The sequence below is a fragment of the Pseudomonas sp. WS 5027 genome, from assembly GCF_012985695.1.
In the GTDB taxonomy this organism is placed as follows: Bacteria; Pseudomonadota; Gammaproteobacteria; order Pseudomonadales; family Pseudomonadaceae; genus Aquipseudomonas; species Aquipseudomonas hygromyciniae.
Map to the genome: position 1 here is coordinate 41,861 of NZ_JAAQWU010000014.1, position 23,895 is coordinate 65,755.

At 62.1% G+C, this 23,895-nt stretch carries 22 protein-coding genes and 1 pseudogene; 20 read left to right on the forward strand and 3 right to left on the reverse strand.

The features are described from left to right. Positions 1-2 precede the first annotated feature (2 nt). The 5 genes from HBO09_RS17875 (at position 3) to HBO09_RS17895 (ending at position 5,330) form a co-directional block, all read left to right on the forward strand. Entirely contained in the window at positions 3-1,610 is a 1,608-nt protein-coding gene (locus HBO09_RS17875) for a glycosyltransferase family 39 protein (RefSeq protein WP_169995510.1), read from the forward strand. A 152-nt stretch (positions 1,611-1,762) separates the two neighbouring features. Then, positions 1,763-1,981 carry a type VI secretion system contractile sheath small subunit gene (locus HBO09_RS17880; RefSeq protein WP_346266437.1) on the forward strand — a complete coding sequence of 73 codons (219 nt, stop codon included), beginning with the start codon at positions 1,763-1,765 and terminating at the stop codon, positions 1,979-1,981. Positions 1,982-2,204: 223 nt separating this feature from the next. After that, the gene (locus HBO09_RS17885) at positions 2,205-2,909 is read left to right on the forward strand and encodes an HPP family protein (protein WP_169995508.1); all 705 of its coding nucleotides are present in this window, start codon (positions 2,205-2,207) and stop codon (positions 2,907-2,909) included. Between the two features lie 159 nt (positions 2,910-3,068). Further along, a complete protein-coding gene (locus HBO09_RS17890) occupies positions 3,069-4,175 on the forward strand; it encodes an enoyl-CoA hydratase/isomerase family protein (RefSeq protein ID WP_169995506.1) in 1,107 nt (368 codons plus the stop codon). A 3-nt stretch (positions 4,176-4,178) separates the two neighbouring features. Next, a complete protein-coding gene (locus HBO09_RS17895; protein ID WP_169995504.1) occupies positions 4,179-5,330 on the forward strand; it encodes an acyl-CoA dehydrogenase family protein in 1,152 nt (383 codons plus the stop codon). A gap of 57 nt (positions 5,331-5,387) precedes the next feature. On the opposite strand, the gene HBO09_RS17900 is transcribed toward HBO09_RS17895, so the two are convergent. Beyond that, positions 5,388-5,810: a hypothetical protein gene (locus HBO09_RS17900; protein ID WP_169995502.1), complete on the reverse strand. Its 423-nt coding sequence runs from the start codon at positions 5,808-5,810 to the stop codon at positions 5,388-5,390. Between the two features lie 226 nt (positions 5,811-6,036). Here HBO09_RS17900 and HBO09_RS17905 point away from each other — a divergent pair, with 226 nt between their 5' ends. The 3 genes from HBO09_RS17905 to HBO09_RS17915 all read left to right on the forward strand — a co-directional run bounded on the left by HBO09_RS17905 (position 6,037) and on the right by HBO09_RS17915 (position 7,534). Next, positions 6,037-6,486: an SRPBCC family protein gene (locus HBO09_RS17905; protein WP_169995500.1), complete on the forward strand. Its 450-nt coding sequence runs from the start codon at positions 6,037-6,039 to the stop codon at positions 6,484-6,486. 166 nt (positions 6,487-6,652) lie between these two features. Next, complete coding sequence (locus HBO09_RS17910; protein ID WP_169995498.1) at positions 6,653-7,099, forward strand: DUF411 domain-containing protein; 447 nt, start codon at positions 6,653-6,655, stop codon at positions 7,097-7,099. A 3-nt stretch (positions 7,100-7,102) separates the two neighbouring features. Beyond that, the gene (locus HBO09_RS17915) at positions 7,103-7,534 is read left to right on the forward strand and encodes a YqaA family protein (protein ID WP_169995496.1); all 432 of its coding nucleotides are present in this window, start codon (positions 7,103-7,105) and stop codon (positions 7,532-7,534) included. A gap of 11 nt (positions 7,535-7,545) precedes the next feature. On the opposite strand, the gene HBO09_RS17920 is transcribed toward HBO09_RS17915, so the two are convergent. Both HBO09_RS17920 and HBO09_RS17925 read right to left on the reverse strand, forming a co-directional pair. Beyond that, on the reverse strand, positions 7,546-7,821 hold the full coding sequence (locus HBO09_RS17920) for a type II toxin-antitoxin system RelE/ParE family toxin (RefSeq protein WP_169995494.1): 276 nt from the start codon (positions 7,819-7,821) through the stop codon (positions 7,546-7,548). Further along, positions 7,821-8,093, reverse strand: coding sequence for a ribbon-helix-helix domain-containing protein (locus HBO09_RS17925; protein ID WP_169995492.1), 273 nt, complete (start codon positions 8,091-8,093; stop codon positions 7,821-7,823). The genes HBO09_RS17920 and HBO09_RS17925 overlap by 1 nt, the downstream gene beginning before the upstream one ends. Before the next feature lie 65 nt (positions 8,094-8,158). On the opposite strand from HBO09_RS17925, the pseudogene HBO09_RS17930 reads away from it, so the two are divergent. The 12 genes and pseudogenes from HBO09_RS17930 to HBO09_RS17985 form a co-directional block, all read left to right on the forward strand. After that, a pseudogene (locus HBO09_RS17930) lies at positions 8,159-8,575 on the forward strand (hypothetical protein); the annotation flags it as partial. 26 nt (positions 8,576-8,601) lie between these two features. Then, a complete protein-coding gene (locus HBO09_RS17935; RefSeq protein WP_169995490.1) occupies positions 8,602-9,555 on the forward strand; it encodes a D-2-hydroxyacid dehydrogenase family protein in 954 nt (317 codons plus the stop codon). A 536-nt stretch (positions 9,556-10,091) separates the two neighbouring features. Further along, positions 10,092-11,651: a glycogen synthase GlgA gene (gene glgA, locus HBO09_RS17940; protein ID WP_169995488.1), complete on the forward strand. Its 1,560-nt coding sequence runs from the start codon at positions 10,092-10,094 to the stop codon at positions 11,649-11,651. A 14-nt stretch (positions 11,652-11,665) separates the two neighbouring features. Further along, the gene (gene treZ / locus HBO09_RS17945) at positions 11,666-13,423 is read left to right on the forward strand and encodes a malto-oligosyltrehalose trehalohydrolase (protein WP_169995486.1); all 1,758 of its coding nucleotides are present in this window, start codon (positions 11,666-11,668) and stop codon (positions 13,421-13,423) included. Beyond that, entirely contained in the window at positions 13,420-15,504 is a 2,085-nt protein-coding gene (malQ, locus tag HBO09_RS17950; RefSeq protein ID WP_169995484.1) for a 4-alpha-glucanotransferase, read from the forward strand. Before treZ ends, malQ begins: the two co-directional genes overlap by 4 nt. After that, positions 15,501-18,254, forward strand: a complete 2,754-nt coding sequence (locus HBO09_RS17955; RefSeq protein ID WP_169995482.1) for a malto-oligosyltrehalose synthase — start codon at positions 15,501-15,503, stop codon at positions 18,252-18,254. Before malQ ends, HBO09_RS17955 begins: the two co-directional genes overlap by 4 nt. Positions 18,255-18,277: 23 nt before the next feature. Then, complete coding sequence (locus HBO09_RS17960) at positions 18,278-18,508, forward strand: DUF2934 domain-containing protein (RefSeq protein ID WP_169995480.1); 231 nt, start codon at positions 18,278-18,280, stop codon at positions 18,506-18,508. Between the two features lie 115 nt (positions 18,509-18,623). After that, positions 18,624-20,765 carry a glycogen debranching protein GlgX gene (gene glgX, locus HBO09_RS17965; protein ID WP_169995478.1) on the forward strand — a complete coding sequence of 714 codons (2,142 nt, stop codon included), beginning with the start codon at positions 18,624-18,626 and terminating at the stop codon, positions 20,763-20,765. A gap of 1 nt (position 20,766) precedes the next feature. Then, the gene (locus HBO09_RS17970) at positions 20,767-21,768 is read left to right on the forward strand and encodes an acyl-CoA dehydrogenase family protein (RefSeq protein ID WP_169995476.1); all 1,002 of its coding nucleotides are present in this window, start codon (positions 20,767-20,769) and stop codon (positions 21,766-21,768) included. Then, entirely contained in the window at positions 21,765-22,523 is a 759-nt protein-coding gene (locus tag HBO09_RS17975) for a PIG-L family deacetylase (RefSeq protein ID WP_169995474.1), read from the forward strand. The genes HBO09_RS17970 and HBO09_RS17975 overlap by 4 nt, the downstream gene beginning before the upstream one ends. Continuing rightward, positions 22,520-23,119 carry an SAM-dependent methyltransferase gene (locus tag HBO09_RS17980; protein WP_169995472.1) on the forward strand — a complete coding sequence of 200 codons (600 nt, stop codon included), beginning with the start codon at positions 22,520-22,522 and terminating at the stop codon, positions 23,117-23,119. Before HBO09_RS17975 ends, HBO09_RS17980 begins: the two co-directional genes overlap by 4 nt. Beyond that, positions 23,116-23,775 (forward strand): glycosyltransferase, encoded by a 660-nt coding sequence (locus HBO09_RS17985; RefSeq protein ID WP_169995470.1) that lies wholly within the window; start codon positions 23,116-23,118, stop codon positions 23,773-23,775. Before HBO09_RS17980 ends, HBO09_RS17985 begins: the two co-directional genes overlap by 4 nt. Positions 23,776-23,895 lie beyond the last annotated feature (120 nt).

Here is a 23,895-nt window from a genome sequence, read left to right on the forward strand (position 1 = left end):
GCGTGGACAACCTGCTCGGCGCAACCCTGCGCCGCCAGTCCTGGGGCATCGGGCTGCTGGCGCTGCTGCTGTTTATCGCCGGCAACTGGGACCAGGCGATTATCGGCTTCGACTCGCGCTTCGTGCTGTTCGCCCAGGAAATGCTGCGCTATGGGCCAGGGTTTTTCCCCACGACCTATGGCCAGCCGTACGCCGATTACCTGTCCACCTCAACCCTGTTGACCTGGCTGTTGTCGCTGCCCCTGGGGCGCGTCACCAGCCTCAGTGCCTGGTTGCCGACGGCGATTGCGTCGGCACTCATCGTCGCCCTGGTCTACCGCCTGACCGCGCCCTACTCCCGGCGCTGGGCGTTGTTGAGTGTTGCGTTGCTGTTGCTGAGCAGCACATTTATCAGCGAAACCCGCTCGGTATCCCTGGACCAGATGTTGGCGGCGGTAACCCTGGCAGTGTTTTACCTGGGCTATGCCCACGATCACTTCGCCAGCCCCCGACGCCTGCCGTGGCTATTGCTCCTGTTATTGCTCGGTTTCACGATTCGCGGGCCCATCGGCCTGGTGATCCCGACTGGCGTGTTGTGCAGCTATTACCTGCTCAACCACCAGTGGCGCCGGTTGTTCAGCTTCGGCCTGCTGGCCCTGGCGTTGCTGGTGGCATGCGTGGGCCTGCTGCTGTTGCTGGCCAAGGTCAGTGGCGGTGAGGCCTTTATGCAGGACGTGATCCGCATGCAGTTCCTCGGGCGCATGGATGGCCGCGAAGGTTCCAGCAGCGTGCTGTATTACTTCACCAGCTCCCTGGGCAACTACGCCCTGGCATACCCGTTGGCCCTGCTGGCGCTGCTTGCGGTGCTGTTCAATGGCCGGCGCACGGCTGATAGCGGCTGGCAGCTGCTGTTGGGCTGTACCGCGGCGGGCTTGATCGTGATGCTCGGCCTGTCGATCCCCGAGGCGAAGAAAGCCCGTTATGTGTTGCCCATGATGCCCATGGTGGCGATCATCGCCGCGTACCCGTTTCATAGGGCCGATGGGCGTCTGTTCAAGGGGCTGCGGGGCTTGATGCTGGGGTTATGGGCATTGACGCCGGGGCTGTTGATCGGTGCGCTGCTGGTCGCGCGCCATCGCTTTGGTGCGCAGTTGGAGCATTTCAACAGCGTGCTGGGCCTGTTGATGGGGTTGCAGATCCTTGTCGCCGGGATGCTCCTCAAATGGCGCTGGCGCCCGGTCGCGCCGGCGTTTTGCGCGGTGCTGGCGGTGTGGAGCGTGTATATCCTGGTGGTCGAACCCCTGGAACGGCGCTTGTACGACACCCGCACCTTTGCCCGCGAGGCTCATGCACTGATCCGGCAACAACCGGCGCCGTTGGTATTGCATGGCCTGGGTAAAGACGCCAAGGCCATCAAGTTCATGGTCAATGTGGAGTGTGAGCGGGTGCCGCTGTTCACCCAGACCCCTGCCGACCTGGCAGCGCTGCCGGTGCCGGCATGGCTGGTGATGGACAAGGCGGACTTTATGCGTCTCGACGAGCCGCGCTGGCAAGGGTTGACGCCGGTTCTCACAGGGCAGTTCGATAAAAACACCTATGTGTTGCTGCATTTGGAGCGGGTTGCTGACTGAGGGCCTTTTATCAAGAAAGCTCCTACGTTTGTATCCGTAAATACCGGTAGCAGCACCTCTGTCAGCCCTATGACCCCAGGGTTACACTCGTTTTACATTGCGCCACATAGTTACCGCCGGCGTTCAAAAAGACGCCTCAGAGGATTGCTACCGTGTCTGACGAGCCATTGCCTATCGAGCCGGTACACATCGGCTATATCCCGCTACCCACCCTCGCTCGGTTGATGGAGCTGCGCGACGCCCTTGTCGCCCTCAAGGGGCCCTTGGCCAGCGACCCACGGCTGCGGGAAAGCGTGCAGAAGTCGCTGGACAGCACCGAAAACCACGACCGTGTACTGGGCAAGGTCGGCCCAGGGCACAAGCCGGTTTGATGCAAAATTACTGCACTTAACCTGCATTAATATGCATTGGCGGCAGTTTTGTTTGAACGGCACACTGCACCGGTTCCTCCCCCAAATGTTGGAACTTTCGAAGGGCTTTGCGGAACACCGCAAAGCCCTTTTTTTGCCCGATGCCACTCAGTTATGCACAAACCTACTGTAGGCGCTGGCCCGCATCGTTTTTGATCGCCTTTTAAGATTGGACTGCCCCGCAATGCTCGCTCGCTGGTTACCCGCTGCCATCAATACCCGTCCCGCCGAATGGAGCCGTGCCGCCATCGGCATCGCCCTGGGCACCCTGTTTACCGTATGGCTCTGCGCCCAGGTGTATGGCCTGGAAGTGGCCATGCACCTGCTGGGCCCGCTGGGCGCCTCCGCTGTGCTGTTGTTCGCCGTGTCATCGGGCGCCCTCGCCCAGCCGTGGTCGATCATCGGCAGCTACCTGTGCGCCACCGTGGTGGCTTTGCTGGTGGCCCGCGTATTGGGGCGCACACTGGGCAGCGCCTGCCTTGCGGCGGGCATGGCCTTGATCCTGATGTGCTGGCTGCGCTGCCTGCACCCGCCTTCGGGTGGCCTGGCCATGACCCTGGTCCTGGCGGACCCGGCCACCATCGCCCTGGGCTGGCAAGAAGTCGGGCCGGTCATGCTGGGCGCCGCCACGTTGTTGCTCTCGGCCCTGGCCTATAACAACCTGACGCGCACCCGCTACCCCAAGGGCCCCGCCGAGGCGCCGGTGATGGTGCCTTCGGCGTCGCCGCAAGTGGATGCAAAAATCACCGCAGTGGACCTGGAGCAGGCGCTGGCGCAAATGGAGCAGTTTTTCGACGTCACTCCCACCGAGCTCGAAGAGCTGATCCATATCGCCGAAGACCATGCCCGCCGCCGTAGCATTGGCCAGGTACTGGCCAGCCGGGTCTAAACGCGCCGCCCCTGGTTTTTTATCGAATACCCCCCTGCATAAATGCAAAGATGACCTGCAGGATTCCGGCTTGTACTGGGCAAATTTGCACTGGTACGATCCGGAGAGGGTTCGCCCGCGAACATTTTGATAAAGAACAATAAAAGCAGGGAGTTACAGATGACTGCTCAGGCTCAGTCCCAGGCGACACGCAGCACCGAGTCCTCCCAGGACAGCGTCCTGGCCGAAGTACGCAACCATATCGGCCACCTGACCCTCAACCGCCCCGCCGGCCTCAACGCCATCACCCTGGACATGGTCCGTAGCCTGTCGAGACACTTGCACGGCTGGGCCGCTGATCCCCAGGTGCGCGCGGTGGTACTGCGCGGCGCCGGTGAAAAGGCGTTCTGCGCCGGTGGCGACATCCGCTCGCTGTACGACAGCTTCAAGAGCGGCGACACGCTGCATGAAGACTTCTTTGTCGAAGAATATGCCCTAGACCTGGCCATTCATCACTACCCCAAGCCGGTCCTTGCCCTGATGGACGGCTTTGTCCTGGGCGGCGGCATGGGCCTGGTCCAGGGCGCCGATCTGCGGGTGGTGACCGAGCGCAGTCGCCTGGCCATGCCGGAAGTGGCCATCGGTTATTTCCCGGATGTGGGCGGCAGCTATTTCCTGCCGCGCATTCCCGGTGAGCTGGGGATTTACCTGGGCGTGACTGGCGTGCAGATCCGCGCCGCCGACGCGTTGTATTGCGGGCTCGCCGACTGGTACCTGGACAGCGCGAAGCTTGCTGAGCTGGACCAGAAACTTGACCACCTGCATTGGCACGACTCACCGCTCAAGGACTTGCAAGGCCTACTGGCCAAGCTTGCGGTGCAACAACTGCCCGATGCGCCGCTGGCCGCCCTGCGCCCGGCGATCGATCACTTCTTTGCCCTGCCGGACGTGCCGAGCATTGTCGAACAATTACAGCAAGTGACCGTCGCCGACAGCCATGAATGGGCCGTGACTACCGCCCAGTTGATGCAGACTCGCTCCCCATTGGCCATGGCAGTCACCCTGCAGATGCTGCGACGTGGCCGGCACCTGCCGCTAGTGGACTGCTTCGCGCTGGAACTGCACCTGGACCGCCAGTGGTTTGCCCGTGGCGACCTGATCGAAGGCGTACGTGCGTTGTTGATCGACAAGGACAAATCCCCGCACTGGAACCCGCCAACGTTAGCGGCATTGGACCAGAACCACGTCGACAGCTTCTTCCAAGACTTCGCGAAGAACGGGAACTAACTTATGCAAGATATTGAATTTACAGAAGAACAAGTCATGATTCGCGACATGGCGCGCGACTTTGCCCGAGGCGAAATCGCCCCCCATGCCCAGGCCTTTGAAAAAGCCGGCTGGATTGATGACGGCCTGGTGGCCAAGATGGGCGAGCTGGGTCTGCTGGGTATGGTGGTACCGGAAGAATGGGGTGGCACCTACGTGGACTACGTGGCCTACGCCTTGGCCGTCGAGGAAATTTCTGCGGGTGACGGTGCGGTAGGCGCGCTGATGAGTATTCATAATTCAGTGGGTTGCGGCCCAATCCTCAACTACGGCACACCTGCACAGAAAGAGACCTGGCTGGCCCAACTCGCCAGTGGCCAGGCCATCGGTTGCTTCTGCCTGACCGAACCCCAGGCCGGCTCCGAAGCCCACAACCTGCGCACCCGTGCCGAACTGCGTGATGGCCAGTGGGTGATCAACGGCGCCAAACAGTTTGTCAGCAACGGCAAGCGCGCCAAATTGGCAATCGTGTTTGCGGTGACCGACCCGGAGCTGGGCAAGAAAGGTATTTCGGCGTTCCTCGTACCCACTGACACCCCAGGCTTTACCGTGGACCGCACCGAACACAAGATGGGCATCCGCGCCTCGGACACCTGCGCAGTGACCCTCAACCAGTGCACAGTTCCCGAAGCCAACCTGCTGGGCGAGCGCGGCAAGGGCCTGGCCATTGCCCTGTCCAACCTGGAAGGCGGTCGCATCGGCATCGCCGCCCAGGCCCTGGGCATCGCCCGTGCGGCCTTTGAAGCCGCGTTGGCCTACGCCCGTGACCGGGTGCAGTTTGACAAGGCCATCATCGAGCACCAGAGCGTGGCCAACCTGCTGGCCGACATGCAGACCCGGCTCAATGCGGCGCGCCTGCTGATCCTGCATGCCGCGCGCTTGCGCAGTGCCGGCAAGCCGTGTCTGTCGGAGGCCTCCCAGGCCAAGCTATTCGCTTCGGAAATGGCCGAGAAGGTCTGCTCCTCGGCGATGCAGATCCATGGCGGCTATGGCTACCTGGAAGACTACCCAGTGGAACGCTACTACCGGGATGCGCGGATTACCCAGATCTATGAGGGGACTAGTGAGATCCAGCGGATGGTGATTGCACGGGAACTGAAAAACTATCAGATCTGATCAAAAGCGATGATTGTTCTCTTGATCGGGAACAATCATCACTCAGCAGGCCTTTGATTAATTTCTGACATCGAAACTCACAAGCACTTCTAGGGTTTGCTGTAGATGCTTGCCGAAAATTTGCAAGGTCCCGTGGGCACGCTTCCCATCTTCATCAAATGTGATATTGATTCCGCCACCTGTCACCGTCCATAAAAGGTCTCCACGCGGCGGGTAATAGCTCAGGTCATTGATTTCACTCCCACCAAGTTTATAAGAGCCCGAAGGCGTTTGCGGCCTTAAACTTGCTGCGATTACTGTACTTTTTTCAGCCTCCCCCTGTGTGCCCATTACTTGGAGGGCTAAACGACTGTTGACGTAATGAACGCTATCCGCACGGAAGTAGCTGCTCTTAGCATCACCGATTGAAATGTCACCCTCCATAGTTCCAGTCGATTTAACGTCACCGTTCTTAATTTCTACGCGCGCGTCACTAGGCATTTTCTTCACCCTTTCATGATTGCTAAGTTAATGGGAGGAGCCTGGTCATTAGAGAGCGAAACTCAAAAAAAAGAACCTGTCAGATATAACAGTCTAAACAGAGAACTTTTCATTTCGTTTCCACGTGCGCAGGGTGTAATCGGTGACACATCTTCAATGCACAGTCGCCAAGTACGACTATTCTGACAGCTCCTAATGCTCCGTCTCACCACACAGGAGGTGTGTCATGAACGCTGTCGAGCACCAGGCCCACGTCAGGCAGATCAGCCAGGAACGCTATATCCAAGCCCCCATCGAAGCCGTCTACGACTACGTCACCCAGCCTGACCGCTGGCACGAATGGCACCCCACATCCCTGAGCGCCGACACCGGTACCAGCGGCTCGCTGCCTGCCGGCCAGCGGTTTACCGAGATGATCGACTTGCTCGGGGTGCGGGTCCCCATGAGCTACCGGGTGCAGATTGCCGAGCGGCCGCGGGAGTTCAAGACGGTTTTTACCTCGCTCGCCGTAGACGGCTGCATTCACTACTATCTACAACCTCGCGGCAGCGGCACTTTGTTCACGCGCGTGCTGAGCTATGAGACCGAACTGAAGCTCAACACCTTGGAAGCGCGCATGGTGGAGCTGTCGAACCAGGCCATGGACCAGCTCAAGCAGCTTCTGGAAACCTCCTGAACTGACAAACTTGTCATGTTCCTCTCAGCTTGCTGAAAGCTGCGGGCACTAAGCTGCAGGGCTCTCGCGTGCTCGTATAATTTCGAAACATAACCACCTGACCTGCTGCGCAAAAGCGCGGACAATGCGCCCTCTTTGCGCACTCCGTAACCCATGGGACCTGTCTATGAAAACCACCCTGCGCCTGACGTTGCTGTCGGCCCTGTTCATATCCACCCTGGCCCAGGCCGCCGAGTTGATCCCGATTGACGTGCACCGTGATGCCAATTGCGGCTGCTGCAAGAAGTGGATCAGCCACCTGGAAAGCAACGGCTTCAAGGTCAACGACCATGTTGAAGCCGATATGAGCTCGGTCAAACAGCGACTGGGCGTAGCACCCCGCCTGGCGTCCTGCCATACCGCGGTGATCGACGGCAAATTCGTCGAAGGCCACGTACCCGCCGATCAGGTATTGGCCCTGCGCAAGCGTGACGACCTGCTGGGCATCGCCGCACCGGGCATGCCCATGGGCTCGCCGGGCATGGAAATGGATGGCATGAGCGACGCCTATCAAGTCATTGGCCTGACCCGCGAAGGCAAAGATGTAGTGGTCGCCGAATACCCGGCCCACTGATTGATGCTCGCAGGCTATGCAGGGCTGTTTTTCAGCGCCTTCGGCGCCGCCACGCTGTTGCCACTGCAATCGGAAGCGGTACTCGTCGCGCTGCTGCTCAATGGCAAGTACTCAGTAGGGTTGCTGCTGGGGATCGCGACCCTGGGCAACGTCTTGGGCTCGTTGGTCAACTGGTTGTTGGGGCGCTCGGTCGAAGTGTTCAAGGATCGCCGCTGGTTTCCCGTCAGCGCCGCACAACTGGAAAAGGCTCGCAGCCATTACCGACGCTGGGGACATTGGTCGTTGCTGCTCAGTTGGGTGCCGATCATTGGCGATCCACTGACCCTGGTGGCCGGGGTGATGAAGGAGCCGCTGTGGCGGTTTTTGTTAATCGTCAGCCTGGCCAAGGCGGCTCGTTATGCCGTGGTGGCAATGCTGACGCTGCACTGGATATAACAGTTAACAGGTTACCGATCCTCCCGGGTGTGCCACAGGCGCAGTAGATAGATTGTGGAGTCCACTATTTCGTAGCGCATCTCATACTGGCCGATCTGAATTCGGCGCACATCCCTTGCTTCGAACTCTTCCAGGCGTTCGCCGATGCGCGGGTTGGCCAACAGCGTCGTTGGCGCGGCAGTGAGGCGCTGCACCGTGTGTGCGGCGGCAGATTGATTCACCACCGCCAGAAACTCATAAAGCCGGCTAATGTCGGACAGCGCGCTGCTCGTCCACTTCAACTCCATTAGCGCGGTACCGACAATGGCGCGTCGGTGCTTAGGCTATCCGCCCAGGCCTGGACTGCTTGGTGATCAATGACGCGTCCAGCGTCAACATCTGCCAAGGCTTCGCGTGTCAGACGGCTACGTTCTTCTTCCTGGTCGATCCAAGCGGAGAGCGCCTGTTTGACGATCCAGTTTTTGGAGCGCTCCAGACGCTCTGCCATCAAATCGACTTTTTGGGCCAGTTGCTCAGGGACGTGAGCCGTGACAGATCGGGTTTTCCCTGGGGTTGCCATGATAGAGGCTCCTGATAGTTAATCGATTCAAAGTTAATCGTAGTAAATAATTCTACATCGTCAAGCGCGACGTCAGGTTGACGTATATGGACGTGCCCGCCAAAAGCCCTGCCAATGACCGCAATGTGGTGTTGATGCACGACAAGAACTTCTGTGGCGCGACTTGGGAGGCGTCGGTGAAGCCGGTTACCGGGTTGATCGCGCCGTACCAGATCGGCTTCTGCACCTCCAGCAAGCCCGAGCACTATCAGTACAGCTTCCAGCAGCTGGCAATCAACACTCTGGCCACAAACGGGGGGCGTGGAACTCGGCGTTGATTTACGACATGATCTTCACCCAGCCGGTGTACTACGAGTTCAAGGACCTGCAGATGCCCACCCTGCTGCTGATTGGTACGTCTGATATCACCGCCATCGGTAGTGCAGATGGAAGAACCCGCGCACTTTCACCAGGCGCTGTTGCAAGGACTCAAGGCGCTCTAATTCCACTTAACCCTAGGCAGGTGTGCATGTCAGTACAGATCGCAGTCATTGACGATTGGCAAAATGTGGCACGTGACGTAGTGGATTGGTCCGCCCTGGAAGCGATCGGCAAGGTGCACTTCCTGCATGACTATCCCGCCGACACCGCGACCCTGATCGAGCGTTTGCAGGGTTTTGAGGTGATTTGCCTGATGCGTGAACGCACAACCTTCGACAAGGCGCTGCTGCAGGGACTGCCGGCCCTTAAATTGCTGATCACCGGCGGCATGCGCAACGCGGCCATCGACCTCGCCGCCGCCAAGGCCCTGGGCATCCAGGTGTGTGGCACCGACAGCTACAAACACGCGGCGCCCGAGCTGACCTGGGCCCTGATCATGGCTTCCACCCGCAATCTGCTGGCCGAAGCGAATTCCTTGCGCGCCGGCCAGTGGCAGCAAGGGCTGGGCGGCGACCTGCATGGCAAGACCCTGGGCATCCTCGGCTTGGGCAGCATCGGCCAGCGCGTGGCGCAGTTTGGCCAAGTGTTTGGCATGCGCGTGATTGCGTGGAGTGAAAACCTCACCATAGAACGGGCGGCGGCTGTCGGGGTGACCTGGGTCAGCAAGCGCGAACTGTTCGAGCAGGCAGATGTTCTGTCGATTCACCTGGTACTCAGCGAGCGCAGCCGTGGCCTGGTGGACGCTCAGGCCCTGGGCTGGATGAAACCCGGCGCGCGGCTGGTCAACACCGCACGCGGACCGATCGTCGATGAGGCGGCGTTGATCGATGCGCTCAGCCATGGGCGATTGGCGGGCGCGGCGCTGGATGTGTTCGGACATGAGCCGTTGCCAGTCGATCACCCGTTTCGCCACCTGCCCAATGTATTGGCCACCCCCCATGTGGGCTATGTCAGCGAGCACAACTACCGGCAGTTCTATGGGCAGATGATCGAAGACATCCAGGCGTGGGCCAGTGGGCAGGCATTGCGCAGCCTGATCTGATTAGTTACTTCAACTATATCTAGCAAGATATTGATTTATATAGATATCAACTCTTAACAAATCACTTTAAGTAGCCGACTGCACTCCTATCGAGCAGCCCAACCCCGATGCCCCACGAAGAGGCATTCCCCTGTGGGAGCCGGCTTGCCGGCGATGGCGGCCTTGAGCCTCATCGCCGGCAAGCCAGCTCCTGCAAGGGAAGCGTCTGGCTGGAAAATAAAATCGTCCTACAAAATTATCCTACAACCCTTGCAGGCTCTGGCCTCTGCCCTAGACTCATGACCGATGGGTCACGATCAGAATAAAAGCCCCCGCAATAAATCTAAACTTTCCAACTCTGCCGTAGGTCAGGTTTAAGGTAGGACGCACGCTACCGGCGCCAGCCGGACGTCCGCCCATCCAATCTATTTATCAGTTCGGTGCAATTGGCATAAGCCTTGCCAGTCTGTGCAGTGCTAGTGCGCGTGACCGCAGGACGCGGTTGACTTTCGCCGAGGGCGCCAGGCTCTCGGCTGACTCACACATGGGAGAGAATTATGATCAGTGCCGCTTCGGGAATTCAGGGACAGCGTTTCAGTCAGCCGGTCGATGGGCCAACCGCCTTGGTTGACCTGCCCGGCACAGTGCGGCCGGTCTCGTCTCAAAACCCCAATCGCAAGAAAGTCCTGTTTGTGACCTCGGAACTGGCCGACCTGGTGAAAACCGGTGGCCTGGGGGACGTGTCTGCGGCCCTGCCCCGTGCCATGGCGCACCTGCACGATGTGCGCGTGCTGATTCCGGGCTACCGCCAGGTGCTGGACAGCGACAACCCGATCCATATCATCGGCGAACTCGGCGGCCATGCTGCGCTGCCGCCGTGCAAGATCGGGCGCATGGACCTCAAGGACGGCCTGGTCATCTATGTCCTGATCTGCCCCGAACTGTACGAGCGCGAAGGCACGCCCTATGGCGCCAACAACGGGCGCGACTGGCCCGATAACCACATCCGCTTCGCCCGCCTGGGCCTGGCCGCCGCTGATATTGCCGCCAACCTCGCGCAAATCCACTGGTGCCCGGACCTGGTGCACGCCCATGACTGGCCAGCCGGCCTGGCGCCGGCCTATATGCACTGGCGTGGCTCACGCACCCCCACGCTGTTCACCATCCATAACCTGGCTTACCAGGGTGTGGTCAGCCTGGCCTCGACCCCGGAGCTGGGGATTCCCGAACATGCCTTGCAACAGGAAGGCATGGAGTTCTACGGCAAGATGTCGTTTCTCAAGGCCGGCATGGCGTATTCCAGCCATATCACCACGGTCAGCGCCACCTACGCCCGGGAGATCACCACCCCCGAGTTCGGTTGCGGCCTGGATGGCTTCCTTGCCAGCAAGACCCAGCAAGGTCTGCTCAGTGGTATTCCCAACGGCATCGATGAAAGCTGGGAGTCGTCCACCGACCCGCACCTGGATCACCCCTTCAATATCGGCGATTGGCAAGGCAAGGCGGTCAACGCCAGCCATGTGCGCAAGCTATTCGGCCTGGACGCGTCCACCGGCCCGCTGTTCGCCGTGGTGTCGCGCCTGGTGTACCAGAAAGGCCTGGACCTGACCGAAGCCGTCGCCGGCTTTATTGTGGAAAACGGCGGGCAGATCGCGATTATCGGCCGTGGCGAGCCGGAAGAAGAGCAAGCCATGCGCGCCCTGGCCCTGCGTTTCCCCGGGCGCATCGGGGTGCGTATCGGCTTTAACGAAACCGACGCCCGTCGCATGTTTGCCGGCAGCGACTTTTTGTTGATGCCCTCGCGCTACGAGCCCTGCGGCCTGAGCCAGATGTACGCCCAGCGCTTCGGCTCGCTGCCGGTGGCGCGCAATACCGGTGGCCTGGCTGACACCATCGAAGACGGCGTGACCGGCTTTTTGTTCGACGAATCCACCGTGCAAAGCTACGAAGCCGCCCTCGCCCGCGCCTTCAAAGTGTTTGCCTTCCCAGGCCTGCTCAACGCCATGCGCTGCCGAGCTATGGCCGCGCCGTTCAACTGGTGCCAGGCGGTAGAACCCTATGCTGAACTTTACGAGCAACTGGTAGCGAAAGCGCTGGGAAAATCAGCGAAAGCATAAAGAGGTTGGAATAGATGCCGTTACGGACTCTGGAAACATGGCCCCACGGCGCGATCATGCAGGATGCGCAACATACCCGCTTCGCCCTGTGGGCGCCTGATGCGTCTGATGTCAGCGTCGAGCTGCACAATGGTCAGTCAGTGCCCATGCTGCCCCAGGCAGAGGGCTGGTTTGTCGCCCATGTACGCTGTGGGGCCGGCACCCGCTACCACTACACCGTTGATGGTGAGCGGGACGTGCCGGACCCTGCTTCACGCCTGCAGCATGCCGATGTGCATGGCGACAGCGTGGTGGTCGATCCCCTGGCCTACTCCTGGCGCCACAGCACTTGGCAAGGCCGGCCCTGGCATGAAGCGGTGATCTACGAGCTGCATGTGGGGATACTGGGTGGCTACGCCGCTGTGGAGCAGCACCTGCCACGCCTGGCAGAGCTGGGCGTCACCGCCATCGAGCTGATGCCCTTGGCCCAATGCCCCGGTGAACGCAACTGGGGCTACGATGGGGTCTTGCCCTACGCACCGCAGGCGTCCCTGGGCACACCCGAGCAGTTGCAACACCTGATCGACACGGCCCATGAGCATGGCCTGGCGGTGATCCTCGACGTGGTCTACAACCACTTTGGTCCCGACGGCAATTACCTGGGCCAGTATGCCAAAGGCTTTTTCCGCGAAGACAGCCACACCCCGTGGGGCGCCGGCATCGACTTTCGCCGCCGCGAAGTGCGCGACTTCTTTATCGACAACGCCCTGATGTGGCTTATGGACTACCGCTTCGACGGTCTGCGCCTGGACGCGGTGCATGCCATCAACGACCCGGCGTTCCTGACGGAGTTGGCCCAACGGGTACGTGAGCAGGTAGACCCGGGCCGCCACGTGTGGCTGGTGCTGGAAAACGAATTCAACCAGGCCGGCCTGTTACAGCAGGGCTTCGACGCGCAATGGAACGACGACGGGCATAACGCCCTGCACGTGCTGTTGACCGGCGAAACCGACGCCTACTACGCCGACTTTGCCGACGACCCCACCGCCAAACTGGCCCGCTGCCTGGGCGAAGGTTTTATCTACCAGGGCGAAACCACGCGCCACGGTATCCGGCGCGGCGAGCCCAGCGCTCATTTGCCGCCCAGCACCTTTGTGCTGTTTTTGCAGAATCACGACCAGATCGGCAACCGCGCCCTCGGCGAGCGCTTGCACCAACTGTGTTCGCCCCAGGCCTTGGAGGCGGCGACCACGCTGCTATTGATGTCGCCGATGATCCCGCTGCTGTTCATGGGGGATGAAGTCAACGCCCAACAGCCGTTTCTGTTCTTTACCGACCATCACGGCGAGCTCGCCGAGGCTGTACGCGAAGGCCGGCGCAATGAATTTGCGGACTTCGCCGCCTTCAGTGATCCCCCACGCCGCGCACAGATTCCCGACCCCAATGCGCTGCAGACCTTTGAGCGCTCCATGCCACGGTTTACCCAAGCGCCGGCGGTGCTGTATCGGCAACTACTGGGCCTGCGCCAACAGCATATCGTGCCCCACCTGCCCGGCAGCACCGCCCTCGGCGCGCAAGTCCTCGGCCAGGGCGCGGTGTCTGCACGCTGGCGCCTGGGCAACGGCCGCCTGTTGCAGATCGATCTCAACCTGAGCCCGGCCACCCTGCAGCACCCGGCCGGTATCCACGAACTGTTCAGCACCAGCAGCGACCCTAAGTTACTCACGCCCTTCTCTGCCCGCGTCAGCCTGACGCCGGGTGACACCTCATCATCTGTTGGAGAGCACTCTTGAGCGAAGCGCAATTGGAAATACTCGCCAGCCGTGCGGGCCTGGCGGTGGACTGGATCGACGCCAACGGCCGCCCGCAGCATGTCAGCGCCGACGCGTTGCGCGCCGTGCTCCAAGGCCTCGGCCACCCCGCCGACACCGATGCCGCCATCGCCGCCAGCCTGCAAGACCTGGAGCGCGTGCAGCAAGACAGGCACCTGGCGCCGCTGTTGACCGTAGACGTTGGCAGCGGCCTTGACCTGGCGGCTTACTTCAGCCCCCACACGCCGTGCCAGGTTCACCTTGAAGACGGCAGCACCCAAAGCCTGGCGCTGGACGCCGAAGCCACCCTGCCCGGCGTCCTGCCCGTGGGCTACCACCAGGTGCATATCGCCGACCAGTCCTTCACCCTGGCCGTTGCCCCTCATCAGTGTTTCAGCGTCGCCGAGGCGGTGGACAGTCAGCCCGCCCGCGCTTGGGGCCTGAGTGCCCAGCTATATGCCTTGCGCCGCAGCGGCGATGGTGGGTTCGGTGACACCCAGGCCCTGGAACAACTGGCCCGCGCCGCGGCTGAACGGGGCGTTGACGCCCTGGCGATCAGCCCGATGCACGCAATGTTCAGTGCCGATACCGAGCATTTCAGCCCTTATTCACCGTCCAGCCGCCTGTTCCTCAATAGCTTGTATGCCTCCCCCGGCTGCATCCTCGGCGAACGCGCATTGCGCAGCGCCATCGAGTCCACGGGGCTGGCCGATGAACTGCAAGAGCTGGAACAACAAAGCCTGATCGACTGGCCCGCCGCCGCCAAGGCCAAGCAACGCCTGCTGCGGGCCCTGTACGAGGACTTCTGCCAGGGCGAACACCCGCAGCAGGCGGACTTCCAAAGCTTCCGTCAGGCCGGTGGCGAGGCCCTGGAAAACCACTGCCGCTTCGAAGCCGTGCAGGCCGTACGCGCCGCCAGCGGTGAAAGCCTCGACTGGCGCCAGTGGCCCGAGGAATGGCGCGACCCCGGTAGCGCCGCATTGGCACAATTTGCCGCCGAACAGAGCGAAGCAATTGGTTTCTTCGCATTCAACCAGTGGCTGATCGCCCGCTGCCTTGAACGCGCGCAGCAAGCCGCACGGGGCAGTGGCATGGGCATCGGCCTGATTGCCGACCTGGCCGTGGGCGCCGACGGTGGCGGCAGCCAGGCCTGGAGCCGGCAGGATGAACTGCTGGCCGACCTTACCGTGGGCGCGCCACCGGATATCCTCAACCGTGCCGGCCAAGGCTGGGGCATCTCCGCGTTCTCCCCCGAAGGCCTCAAACGCAATGGTTTCCGGGCGTTCATCGAAATGCTGCGGGCCAACTTCGCCCATGCCGGCGGTTTGCGTATCGACCATGTGATGGGCCTGCAACGGCTATGGGTCATCCCCAAGGACGCCTCGCCCAAACAAGGCGCGTACCTGTATTACCCGGTGGATGACCTGCTGCGCCTGCTGGCCCTGGAATCCAGCCGGCACCAGGCGATTGTGCTGGGCGAAGACCTGGGCACGGTGCCCGAGGGCCTGCGGGAAAAACTCAGCGCCCGCGCCATGCTTGGCATGCGTGTGCTGTTGTTTGAACAGGACCATGACGGGCGCTTCACGCCGATCCTCGACTGGCCGGACAACGCCCTGGCCACCACCAGCACCCATGACCTGCCGACACTCTATGGCTGGTGGCACAGCCGCGATATCGACTGGAATGTGCAATTAGGGCTGATCGACGCGCCCACGGTGGAACAATGGAGCGAACACCGTCAGCGTGAGCGCGAGGCACTGCGCCAGGCCCTGGTGCAAGACCCGCAGAATTTGCGCGATGAACTGCGCAACGAAACCGACCATATGCTTGATGCCAGCGTGCGCTACCTCGGCCACACCCGTGCGCCGCTGGTGTTGCTGCCCCTGGAAGATGCCCTGGGCGTCGAAGAGCAAGCCAACCTGCCCGGCACCATCGACACCCATCCCAACTGGCGCCGGCGCTTGCCGGGGGATGCTGCGCAGTTGCTCGACGACGAAAACGCCGCGCGGCGCCTGGAGTTGCTGGCTGTGGCGCGCAATCAGGCCCTAGAGCGTGACCGATGAACACCGTGTTGCTACGGGCCACCCAACGCCTGCAGTTCCATAAGGGCTTTACCCTCGATGATGCGGTGCCGCTGGTGCCGTATTTCGCCAGCCTGGGCATCAGCCACCTGTACGCCTCCCCCCTGCTCAAGGCCCGCGCCGGCTCGATGCATGGCTACGATGTGGTCGACCCGACCACCGTCAACCCAGAGCTTGGCGGCGAACCGGCGCTACGCCGCCTGGTGGCGGCCCTGCGGGCACACGACATGGGCCTGATTCTGGACATCGTGTCCAACCACATGGCCGTCGGCGGCAGCGACAACCCCTGGTGGCTGGACCTGCTGGAATGGGGGCGCCTGAGCCCCTACAGCGAGTTCTTCGATATCCAGTGGCACTCACCGGACCCGCTGCTCAAGGGCCAACTGTTGATGCCCTTCCTCGGTAGCGACTACGGCGAAGCCCTGCAAAGCGGCGCGCTGCCCCTGGGTTTTGACCCGGCCCAGGGCAGTTTTTTTGTCGAGCACTACGAACACCGTTTCCCGATCTGCCCCAGTGACTACGGCGATATCCTGCGCGCCCATGCCCCCCTCAAAGACTTGGCCGACCGCTTCAGCGCCCTGGCGTATCAGGCCGATGCCTGGCCCCAGGCCGCCAGCCTGAAACAGGAACTGGCGCAGCGGACGCAGGACCCACTGGCCCTGGCGGCCATCGAACAGGCCCTGGACATGTTTGATGCGCGCCAACCCCAAGGTTTTGCGCGCCTGCATCAGTTGCTCGAACAACAAGCCTATCGCCTGGCCAGTTGGCGCACGGCGGCGGATGACATCAACTGGCGGCGCTTTTTCGACGTCAACGAGCTTGGTGGCCTGCGGGTAGAGCGAACCACGGTGTTCGAGGCCACCCATAGCAAGATTTTCCAACTGATCAGCGAGGGCCTGGTGGATGGTTTGCGCATTGACCATATCGACGGCCTGGCCGATCCACGGGGCTACTGCCGCAAGTTGCGGCGGCGCGTGGATGGATTGTCACCCAGTCGCCACTTGCCGATCTTTGTCGAGAAGATCCTTGGCGACGGCGAAGCCCTGCGCGAAGACTGGCGGGTAGATGGCACCACCGGCTATGAATTCATGAACCAGGTATCGCTGGTGCAGCACGCTCCCCAGGGTTTCGAACCCTTGGCCCAACTCTGGCGCGACGCCAGCGGGCGGCCTTCGGCGTTTATCGAAGAAGCCTGGCTGGCCCGGCAACAAATCCTCAACGGCTCCCTGGCCGGGGATTTTGAAAGCGTGGCCCAGGCCCTGCTGCAAGTGGCCCGTGCGGACGTGATGAGCCGCGACCTGACCCTGGGCGCGATCCGCCGCGCCTTGCAGGAGCTGGTTGTACATTTCCCGGTATACCGCACCTATATCAGCGCCTGTGGCCGTAGTGCTGCTGACGAATGCGTGTTCCAGCAGGCCCTGGCCGGCGCCCGAGGGACCTTGAGCGAAGCCGACTGGCCAGTGCTCGACTACCTGCAACAGTGGCTCGGTGGCCAACCCTGGCGCGAGCGTCCCGTGGGGCAACCGCGCAAGATCCTCAAACATGCGTGCGTGCGCTTCCAGCAACTGACCTCGCCGGCGGCCGCCAAGGCCGTGGAAGACACCGCCTTCTACCGCTCGGCGGTATTGCTCTCGCGCAATGACGTAGGCTTCAGTACCGAGCAGTTCAGCGCGCCCCTGGCTGACTTTCATGCCGCCAATCAGCAGCGCCTGCAGACCTTCCCCGATAACCTGCTGGCCACCGCCACCCATGACCACAAGCGCGGCGAAGACAGCCGTGCGCGCCTGGCGGTGCTCAGCGAATGTGCGCCGTGGTACGTCGAGCAGGTGCAGCACTGGCGCAGGCTGGCCCTGCCCTTGCGCGATGACCCGGGCATTCCTTCGGCTGGCGATGAGCTGATCCTCTATCAAGTGCTGCTGGGCAGTTGGCCTCTGGACCTGGGTCTGCAAGACACCGGCGACTACCGTCAGCGCCTCTGGCAGTGGCAACAAAAAGCCCTGCGCGAAGCCAAATTGCACAGCAGTTGGAGCGCACCCAACGACCTCTATGAGCAGGGGGTCGAAGCCTTCCTCACGCGCTTGCTGCTCGACCCGAGCGGTTTGCCCTTGCGCACGGCGATCCACGCTGCAGCCGAGGCCATCGCCCCCGCCGGTGCCTTGAACGGGCTGGCGCAATCCTTGCTGCGCAACACCGTGCCAGGTGTGCCGGACCTGTACCAGGGCGATGAATTCTGGGACTTGAGCCTGGTGGATCCGGACAACCGGCGGCCGGTGGACTTCAGCGCCCGGCAACGGGCACTGGCGGCAGAACCGGGCGCCTTGCTTGAGCGCTGGCGTGACGGGCACCTGAAACAGGCGTTGATTGCCCAGGTGTTGAACCTGCGCAAGGCCCACCCACTGCTGTTTGCCAGGGGCCGCTATGAACCACTGCAAGTGCTGGGCAGGCATGCCCAACGGGTGGTTGCCTTCAGTCGCGAGTATCAGGGCCAATGGCTGTTGGTGGTGGTGCCGCGCTGGACCCACGCGCTGCTTGAAAACAGCGCCCAACCCCGGGTGGATGCGCAGGTTTGGGGCGATACCCGGATCCAATTACCGTTCGACGCCACGATGCAAAATTGGAAGGGACTTTTGCAAACAGGCGTAGTCACACCCAACAAGGAGCTACTGATCAGCGCAGCCCTGGGGGATGTCCCGGTGAATGTCTTTATCCATTCTGACGATCAAGAGAACTGAAATTTTCTGTGAGGAGCATTGCGATGAGCACCGAAGACAAGCGCGTCCGTGAATTCGCGTATCAGATCTGGGAGTCCGAAGGTAAGCCCGAAGGCCAGGAAGCCCGTCACTGGGAAATGGCCCGCAAACTGGCCGAAGCCGAGGCACTGACCCCCACCAAACCCAAGGCCGGCACCAAGGCCAAGGCAAAACCTGCGGCGGGAAAACCCGCCGCCGCCAAAAAGCCCCGAGCCCCACGCAAGCCCGTCGGCTGACCCACCTTCCCGTAGGAGCCGGCGCGCCGGCTCCTACAAAACAGCTCAACGATTGATCTGACCTGATGTCAGCACGGCCCCGTTCGGCCCGAAAAAACTTTGCAGGAGCAACACTATGACCAAGACACCCGATACCGAGCCATCGCGGATTCGTGAAGGCTTGCCCTTCCCCCTCGGCGCGACCTGGGACGGTCTGGGGGTCAATTTCGCACTGTTCTCGGCCAACGCCACCAAAGTCGAGCTGTGCCTGTTCGACGATACCGGCGAAGTGGAACTTGAGCGCATCGAACTACCGGAATACACCGACGAGACCTTCCACGGTTACTTGCCCGACGCCCACCCGGGGCTGATCTACGGCTACCGTGTATACGGCGCCTACGATCCTGCCAACGGCCATCGTTTCAACCATCACAAATTGTTGATCGACCCCTACGCCAAGCAACTGGTGGGCGAGCTCAAGTGGTCCGAAGCCCTGTTTGGCTACACCATCGGCCACCCGGATGCCGACCTGAGCTTTGATGAGCGCGACAGCGCACCCTTCGTGCCCAAATGCAAAGTCATCGACCCGGCCCACACCTGGGGCAACGATCAGCCCGTGCGCACACCGTGGGACCGCACCATCATCTACGAGACCCACCTGCGCGGCATCAGCATGCGCCATCCTTCGGTCCCTGAGGCCGTGCGCGGCACCTGCGCCGGGCTGATGGTCGACGATGTGCTCAAGCACATTCGCCAACTGGGCGTGTCATCGGTGGAACTGCTGCCGATCCACGCCTTCGTCAATGACCAGCACCTGTTGCAAAAAGGCATGACCAACTATTGGGGCTACAACAGCATCGCGTTCTTTGCCCCCGACCCGCGTTACCTGGCCAGCGGCAAGATCGCCGAATTCAAGGAAATGGTTGCGCACCTGCACGAAGCCAAGCTGGAGGTGATCCTCGATGTGGTCTACAACCACACCGCCGAAGGCAACGAGCAAGGTCCGACCCTGTCCATGCGCGGCATCGACAATGCCTCCTACTACCGCCTGATGCCCGACGACAAGCGCTTCTACATCAACGATTCCGGGACCGGCAACACCCTGGACCTGAGCCATCCCTGCGTGCTGCAAATGGTCACCGACTCCCTGCGCTACTGGGCCACGGAGATGCATGTGGATGGTTTCCGCTTCGACCTGGCGACCATTCTCGGGCGTTATCACGGTGGTTTCGACGAGCGTCACAGCTTCCTTGTCGCCTGCCGCCAGGACCCGGTGCTGCGCCAGGTGAAAATGATCGCCGAACCCTGGGATGTGGGCCCCGGCGGTTATCAGGTGGGCAACTTCCCGCCAGGCTGGGTGGAATGGAATGACCGTTTCCGCGACACCGTGCGCGCGTTCTGGAAAGGCGATGATGGGCAACTGGCCGACTTTGCCGGGCGAATGACCGCCTCCGGCGAAATGTTCAACCAGCGCGGGCGGCGCCCCTACAGCTCGGTGAATTTCATCACCGCCCACGATGGCTTCACCCTCCATGACCTGGTGTCCTACAACGACAAGCACAACGAAGCCAACGACGAGAACAACCAGGACGGCAGCAATAACAACCTGTCGTGGAACCACGGCGTCGAAGGCCCCACCGAAGACCCCGAGATCAACGCGCTGCGCCTGCGCCAGATGCGCAACTTCTTCGCCACCCTGTTGCTGGCCCAGGGCACGCCGATGCTGGTGGCCGGGGATGAATTCGCGCGCACCCAGCACGGCAACAACAATGCCTATTGCCAGGACAGCGAAATCGGCTGGGTCAACTGGGAGCTGGATGAAGATGGCAAGTCCTTGCTCAAGTTCGTCAAGCGCCTGATCAAGCTGCGCCTGGCCTACCCGATTCTGCGTCGCGGGCGCTTCCTGGTGGGCGACTACAACGAAGACATCGGGGTCAAGGACGTGACCTGGCTGGCTCCCGATGGCAACGAAATGACCATCGAACAGTGGGAGGACAGCCAGGGCCGTTGCCTGGGGATGTTGATGGATGGCCGCGCCCAGGAAACCGGGATTCGCCGGCCAGGGGCCGATGCCACGCTGCTGCTGGTGGTGAATGCGCACCATGACCTGGTGAATTTCCGTTTGCCACAGGTGCCCGATGGCGGCTTCTGGACCTGCATGGTCGATACCAACCAGCCGGCCGTGCGCGGCCAGGAACGTTTCGATTTTGATCACGAATACGCCGTGACCGGGCGCTCGCTGCTACTGTTCGAGCTACAACATGAGGAAGAGGTGTGAAATGGCGTTGCACGATTTTCTCCAACTCAATCGCCACGAACTGGCTGACATCGAGGGCGTTGGCCTGACCCTCAAAGCCATGGTGGACGCGGGCCTTGACCAATTGCCGCGCCCCGGTGGCGGGCAAACGCTGCTGCGCTTCAGTCAGTTGGCCCAGGTGGCCGGCCACAACTTGAGCCTGTGCAAGCTGTATGAAGGGCACACAGACGCGCTGGCAATCATGGCCGAACTCAATGCCCAGACCCCACCAGCGGGCAGCACCTGGGGCATGTGGGCCGCCGAACCGCCGGCGGCACGGGTGCAGGTCAGACGCGTTGGCACCCAACTGCGGCTGGTGGGCCGCAAGGCCTGGTGCTCCGGCGCTGCGGTGGTCAGCCATGGATTGTTGACCGCCTGGGATGAGCAGCAACGCCAGCAGTTGGTCGCGGTGGCGATGGATCAGCCGGGTGTAGAAGTGACCGGCGACGGCTGGCAAGCCGTGGGCATGGCCGCCAGTGCGAGTGTCGAGGTGGTTTTCGACAACGCCGTCGCGGTTGCCGTCGGCGGGCCCGGGGATTACCTGCAGCGCCCGGGGTTCTGGCAAGGCGGGGTCGGCATCGCCGCGTGTTGGTACGGCGCGGCGCAACGTCTGGCCGAAGCGCTGCGCGAACACTGTCACCGTCGCGAGGAGCCCCATGCGCTGGCGCATCTGGGCGCGGTGGATATGGCCTTGTACGCCGCCGCGACCGTGTTGCGTAAAGCTGCACGGCAGATCGACGATCAGCCCCTGGCCAATGCCCAATTGCTGGCACGCCGCACGCGGGCAGCAATTGAAGCCGCCGCCAACGAGGTCATCCATCATGTTGGCCGGGCCATGGGGGCCGGGCCGTATTGCCTGGACCCGCACTTTGCCCAACTGATCGCCGACTTGCCGGTGTACTTGCGCCAAAGTCATGCCGAGCGTGACCTGGCGGCCCTCGGCCAGCAGCTGTCGCAGCAATCTGCAGGAACGTGGCAACTGTGAAAGCCAACCCGATTGTCGGCCAGGGCACCCCACTGCGCGCCTGGCAAGATTCAGCGCGGGTCGCCGCGCTACCGCTGGTCAATGTGGCGCAGTTGGTGCCCGAAGGCGCACGCGCAGTGATCATCGCACCCCATCCGGATGATGAAGTGCTGGGCTGCGGCGGCCTGTTACAAGGCCTGGCCGCGCTGGGGCGCGAATTGCTGCTGGTGTCGGTGACCGATGGTTGCGCCAGCCATCCCGGCTCGGCCCGCTGGCCTCGCCAGCGCTTACGCGAGGTGCGCCCCCTGGAGTCCGCCGAGGCGCTGCAACGCCTGGGTTGGCCACAACAGCGCCTGACCTGGCTGCGCGGCGGTTTCTCCGACAGCCAGGTACAGGCGCGGGAACCGGCATTGGCGCAGTTTATCCAGCAGCACCTGCAGCCCACGGACGTAGTGTTCACCACCTGGCGCGAAGATGGCCATTGCGACCACGAAGCCGTGGGCCGCGCCAGTGCCCAGGCCGCTCGGGCCGTGGCCGCGCAGTTGATCGAATTGCCGGTGTGGACCTGGCACTGGGCAACCCCCGAAGACCCACGGGTGCCGTGGCACCGTGCGCACAAGATCGCCCTGGCGCCCGCTGCCGTAGCGCGCAAGCGACATGCTTTGCACGCGTTCACCAGCCAATTGGAGGGTGACCCACAGATCGACTTGCCGCCCGTATTGCCACCCCACGTGCTGGAGCGGCTATTGCAACCTTTTGAAGTGGTGTTTGTATGAGTGTTGCCACCGCCTATTTCGACCAATTGTTTGTCGACAATGACGACCCTTGGGCCTTTCGCCAGCGCTGGTATGAACAGCGCAAACGCGCCTTGACCCTGGGATTGCTGAGCAAACCCCGTTATACGTCGATCTTCGAACCCGGCTGCGCCAATGGCGAATTGAGCGCCGAACTGGCGCCGCGCTGTGATCAGCTGTTGTGTTGCGACACCGCAGCCCAGGCGGTGGCCCTGGCCCGGGTGCGCCTGCAGGGCTTTGCCCACGCCCAGGTGCGCCAGAGCCGCTTGCCGGCACAGTGGCCGGAAGGTCGATTCGAGCTGATCGTGCTCAGTGAGTGGTGCTATTACCTCGACCACGACGACCTGTGCCTGTTGATCGAGCAGGTCCTGGCTGCGTTGACCCACGATGGGCAGGTGCTGGCCTGCCACTGGCGCCCGCCTATCGACGGCTGCCCACAGACGGCGGAACAGGTCCACCAGTTGTTGCACCAACGCCTGGGCATGTCGCGCGTGGCGCAGGTGGCTGACAGTGATTTCCTACTCGACCTGTGGTCCCGCGAAAGCGCCTCGGTCGCCCACCGTGAGGGCCTGCGATGATCGGCATTCTGATCCCGGTGCACAACGAAGAGGCGCTGTTGCCCGAGTGCCTGAAGGCCGCGATGATCGCCGCCAGCCATCCGGGATTGCTCGGCGAAGAGGTGCAGATCCTCGTGGTTCTCGACAGCTGCACCGACCGCAGCAGCGCCATTGCCCAGGCGTTCGAGGTGCACAGCCTCTGCGTGGAGGCTCGTAATGTCGGCCAAGTACGCGGGGTGGGTGCGCGATACCTGCTCAACCATGGCGCCCGCTGGATCTCCTGCACCGATGCCGACAGCCGTGTCGCCGCCGATTGGCTGGTGGCGCAACTGGCCCTGGGCGTGGATGCGGTCTGCGGTACGGTCACGGTGGATGCCTGGAGCGAAGGCTTCGACCAGACGGCACAGACGCGCTACCACCAGGCCTACCAAGCCTGTGACGGGCACCGACATATCCATGGGGCCAACCTGGGCGTGAGTGCCGGTGCCTATGTGCGCGCCGGCGGGTTTGAGCCCCTGCCCTGTCATGAAGACGTGCAACTGGTGCGTCAACTGGAGCGTTGTGGCGCAACCATCGCCTGGAGCCATGCGCCCCAAGTCATCACCAGTGCGCGTCTGGACTGCCGCGCACAGGGCGGTTTTGGCGACTATTTGAAAGGCCTGATGCAGCCATCTTGAAAAAATTGCAACTTTACTCGGCGAAATCCGGCTGATGAACAATACTAATGGACGGCAATTCAGGATTCGAAGTGCCAGTGTGCCGCTCAGGCCTTGGTGCCTGCGCGATAAAAAAGGAGA

Coding starts and splice junctions, on each gene's coding strand:
- treZ (WP_169995486.1), top strand. CDS start 11,666: ATGCCGTTACGGACTCTGGAAACATGGCCCCACGGCGCGATCATGCAG.
- HBO09_RS17960 (WP_169995480.1), top strand. CDS start 18,278: ATGAGCACCGAAGACAAGCGCGTCCGTGAATTCGCGTATCAGATCTGG.
- HBO09_RS17915 (WP_169995496.1), top strand. CDS start 7,103: ATGCTCGCAGGCTATGCAGGGCTGTTTTTCAGCGCCTTCGGCGCCGCC.
- glgX (WP_169995478.1), top strand. CDS start 18,624: ATGACCAAGACACCCGATACCGAGCCATCGCGGATTCGTGAAGGCTTG.
- HBO09_RS17895 (WP_169995504.1), top strand. CDS start 4,179: ATGCAAGATATTGAATTTACAGAAGAACAAGTCATGATTCGCGACATG.
- HBO09_RS17885 (WP_169995508.1), top strand. CDS start 2,205: ATGCTCGCTCGCTGGTTACCCGCTGCCATCAATACCCGTCCCGCCGAA.
- HBO09_RS17905 (WP_169995500.1), top strand. CDS start 6,037: ATGAACGCTGTCGAGCACCAGGCCCACGTCAGGCAGATCAGCCAGGAA.
- HBO09_RS17970 (WP_169995476.1), top strand. CDS start 20,767: ATGGCGTTGCACGATTTTCTCCAACTCAATCGCCACGAACTGGCTGAC.
- HBO09_RS17925 (WP_169995492.1), bottom strand. CDS start 8,093: ATGGCAACCCCAGGGAAAACCCGATCTGTCACGGCTCACGTCCCTGAG.
- HBO09_RS17935 (WP_169995490.1), top strand. CDS start 8,602: ATGTCAGTACAGATCGCAGTCATTGACGATTGGCAAAATGTGGCACGT.
- HBO09_RS17900 (WP_169995502.1), bottom strand. CDS start 5,810: ATGCCTAGTGACGCGCGCGTAGAAATTAAGAACGGTGACGTTAAATCG.
- HBO09_RS17910 (WP_169995498.1), top strand. CDS start 6,653: ATGAAAACCACCCTGCGCCTGACGTTGCTGTCGGCCCTGTTCATATCC.
- HBO09_RS17920 (WP_169995494.1), bottom strand. CDS start 7,821: ATGGAGTTGAAGTGGACGAGCAGCGCGCTGTCCGACATTAGCCGGCTT.
- HBO09_RS17955 (WP_169995482.1), top strand. CDS start 15,501: ATGAACACCGTGTTGCTACGGGCCACCCAACGCCTGCAGTTCCATAAG.
- HBO09_RS17980 (WP_169995472.1), top strand. CDS start 22,520: ATGAGTGTTGCCACCGCCTATTTCGACCAATTGTTTGTCGACAATGAC.
- HBO09_RS17890 (WP_169995506.1), top strand. CDS start 3,069: ATGACTGCTCAGGCTCAGTCCCAGGCGACACGCAGCACCGAGTCCTCC.
- HBO09_RS17985 (WP_169995470.1), top strand. CDS start 23,116: ATGATCGGCATTCTGATCCCGGTGCACAACGAAGAGGCGCTGTTGCCC.
- glgA (WP_169995488.1), top strand. CDS start 10,092: ATGATCAGTGCCGCTTCGGGAATTCAGGGACAGCGTTTCAGTCAGCCG.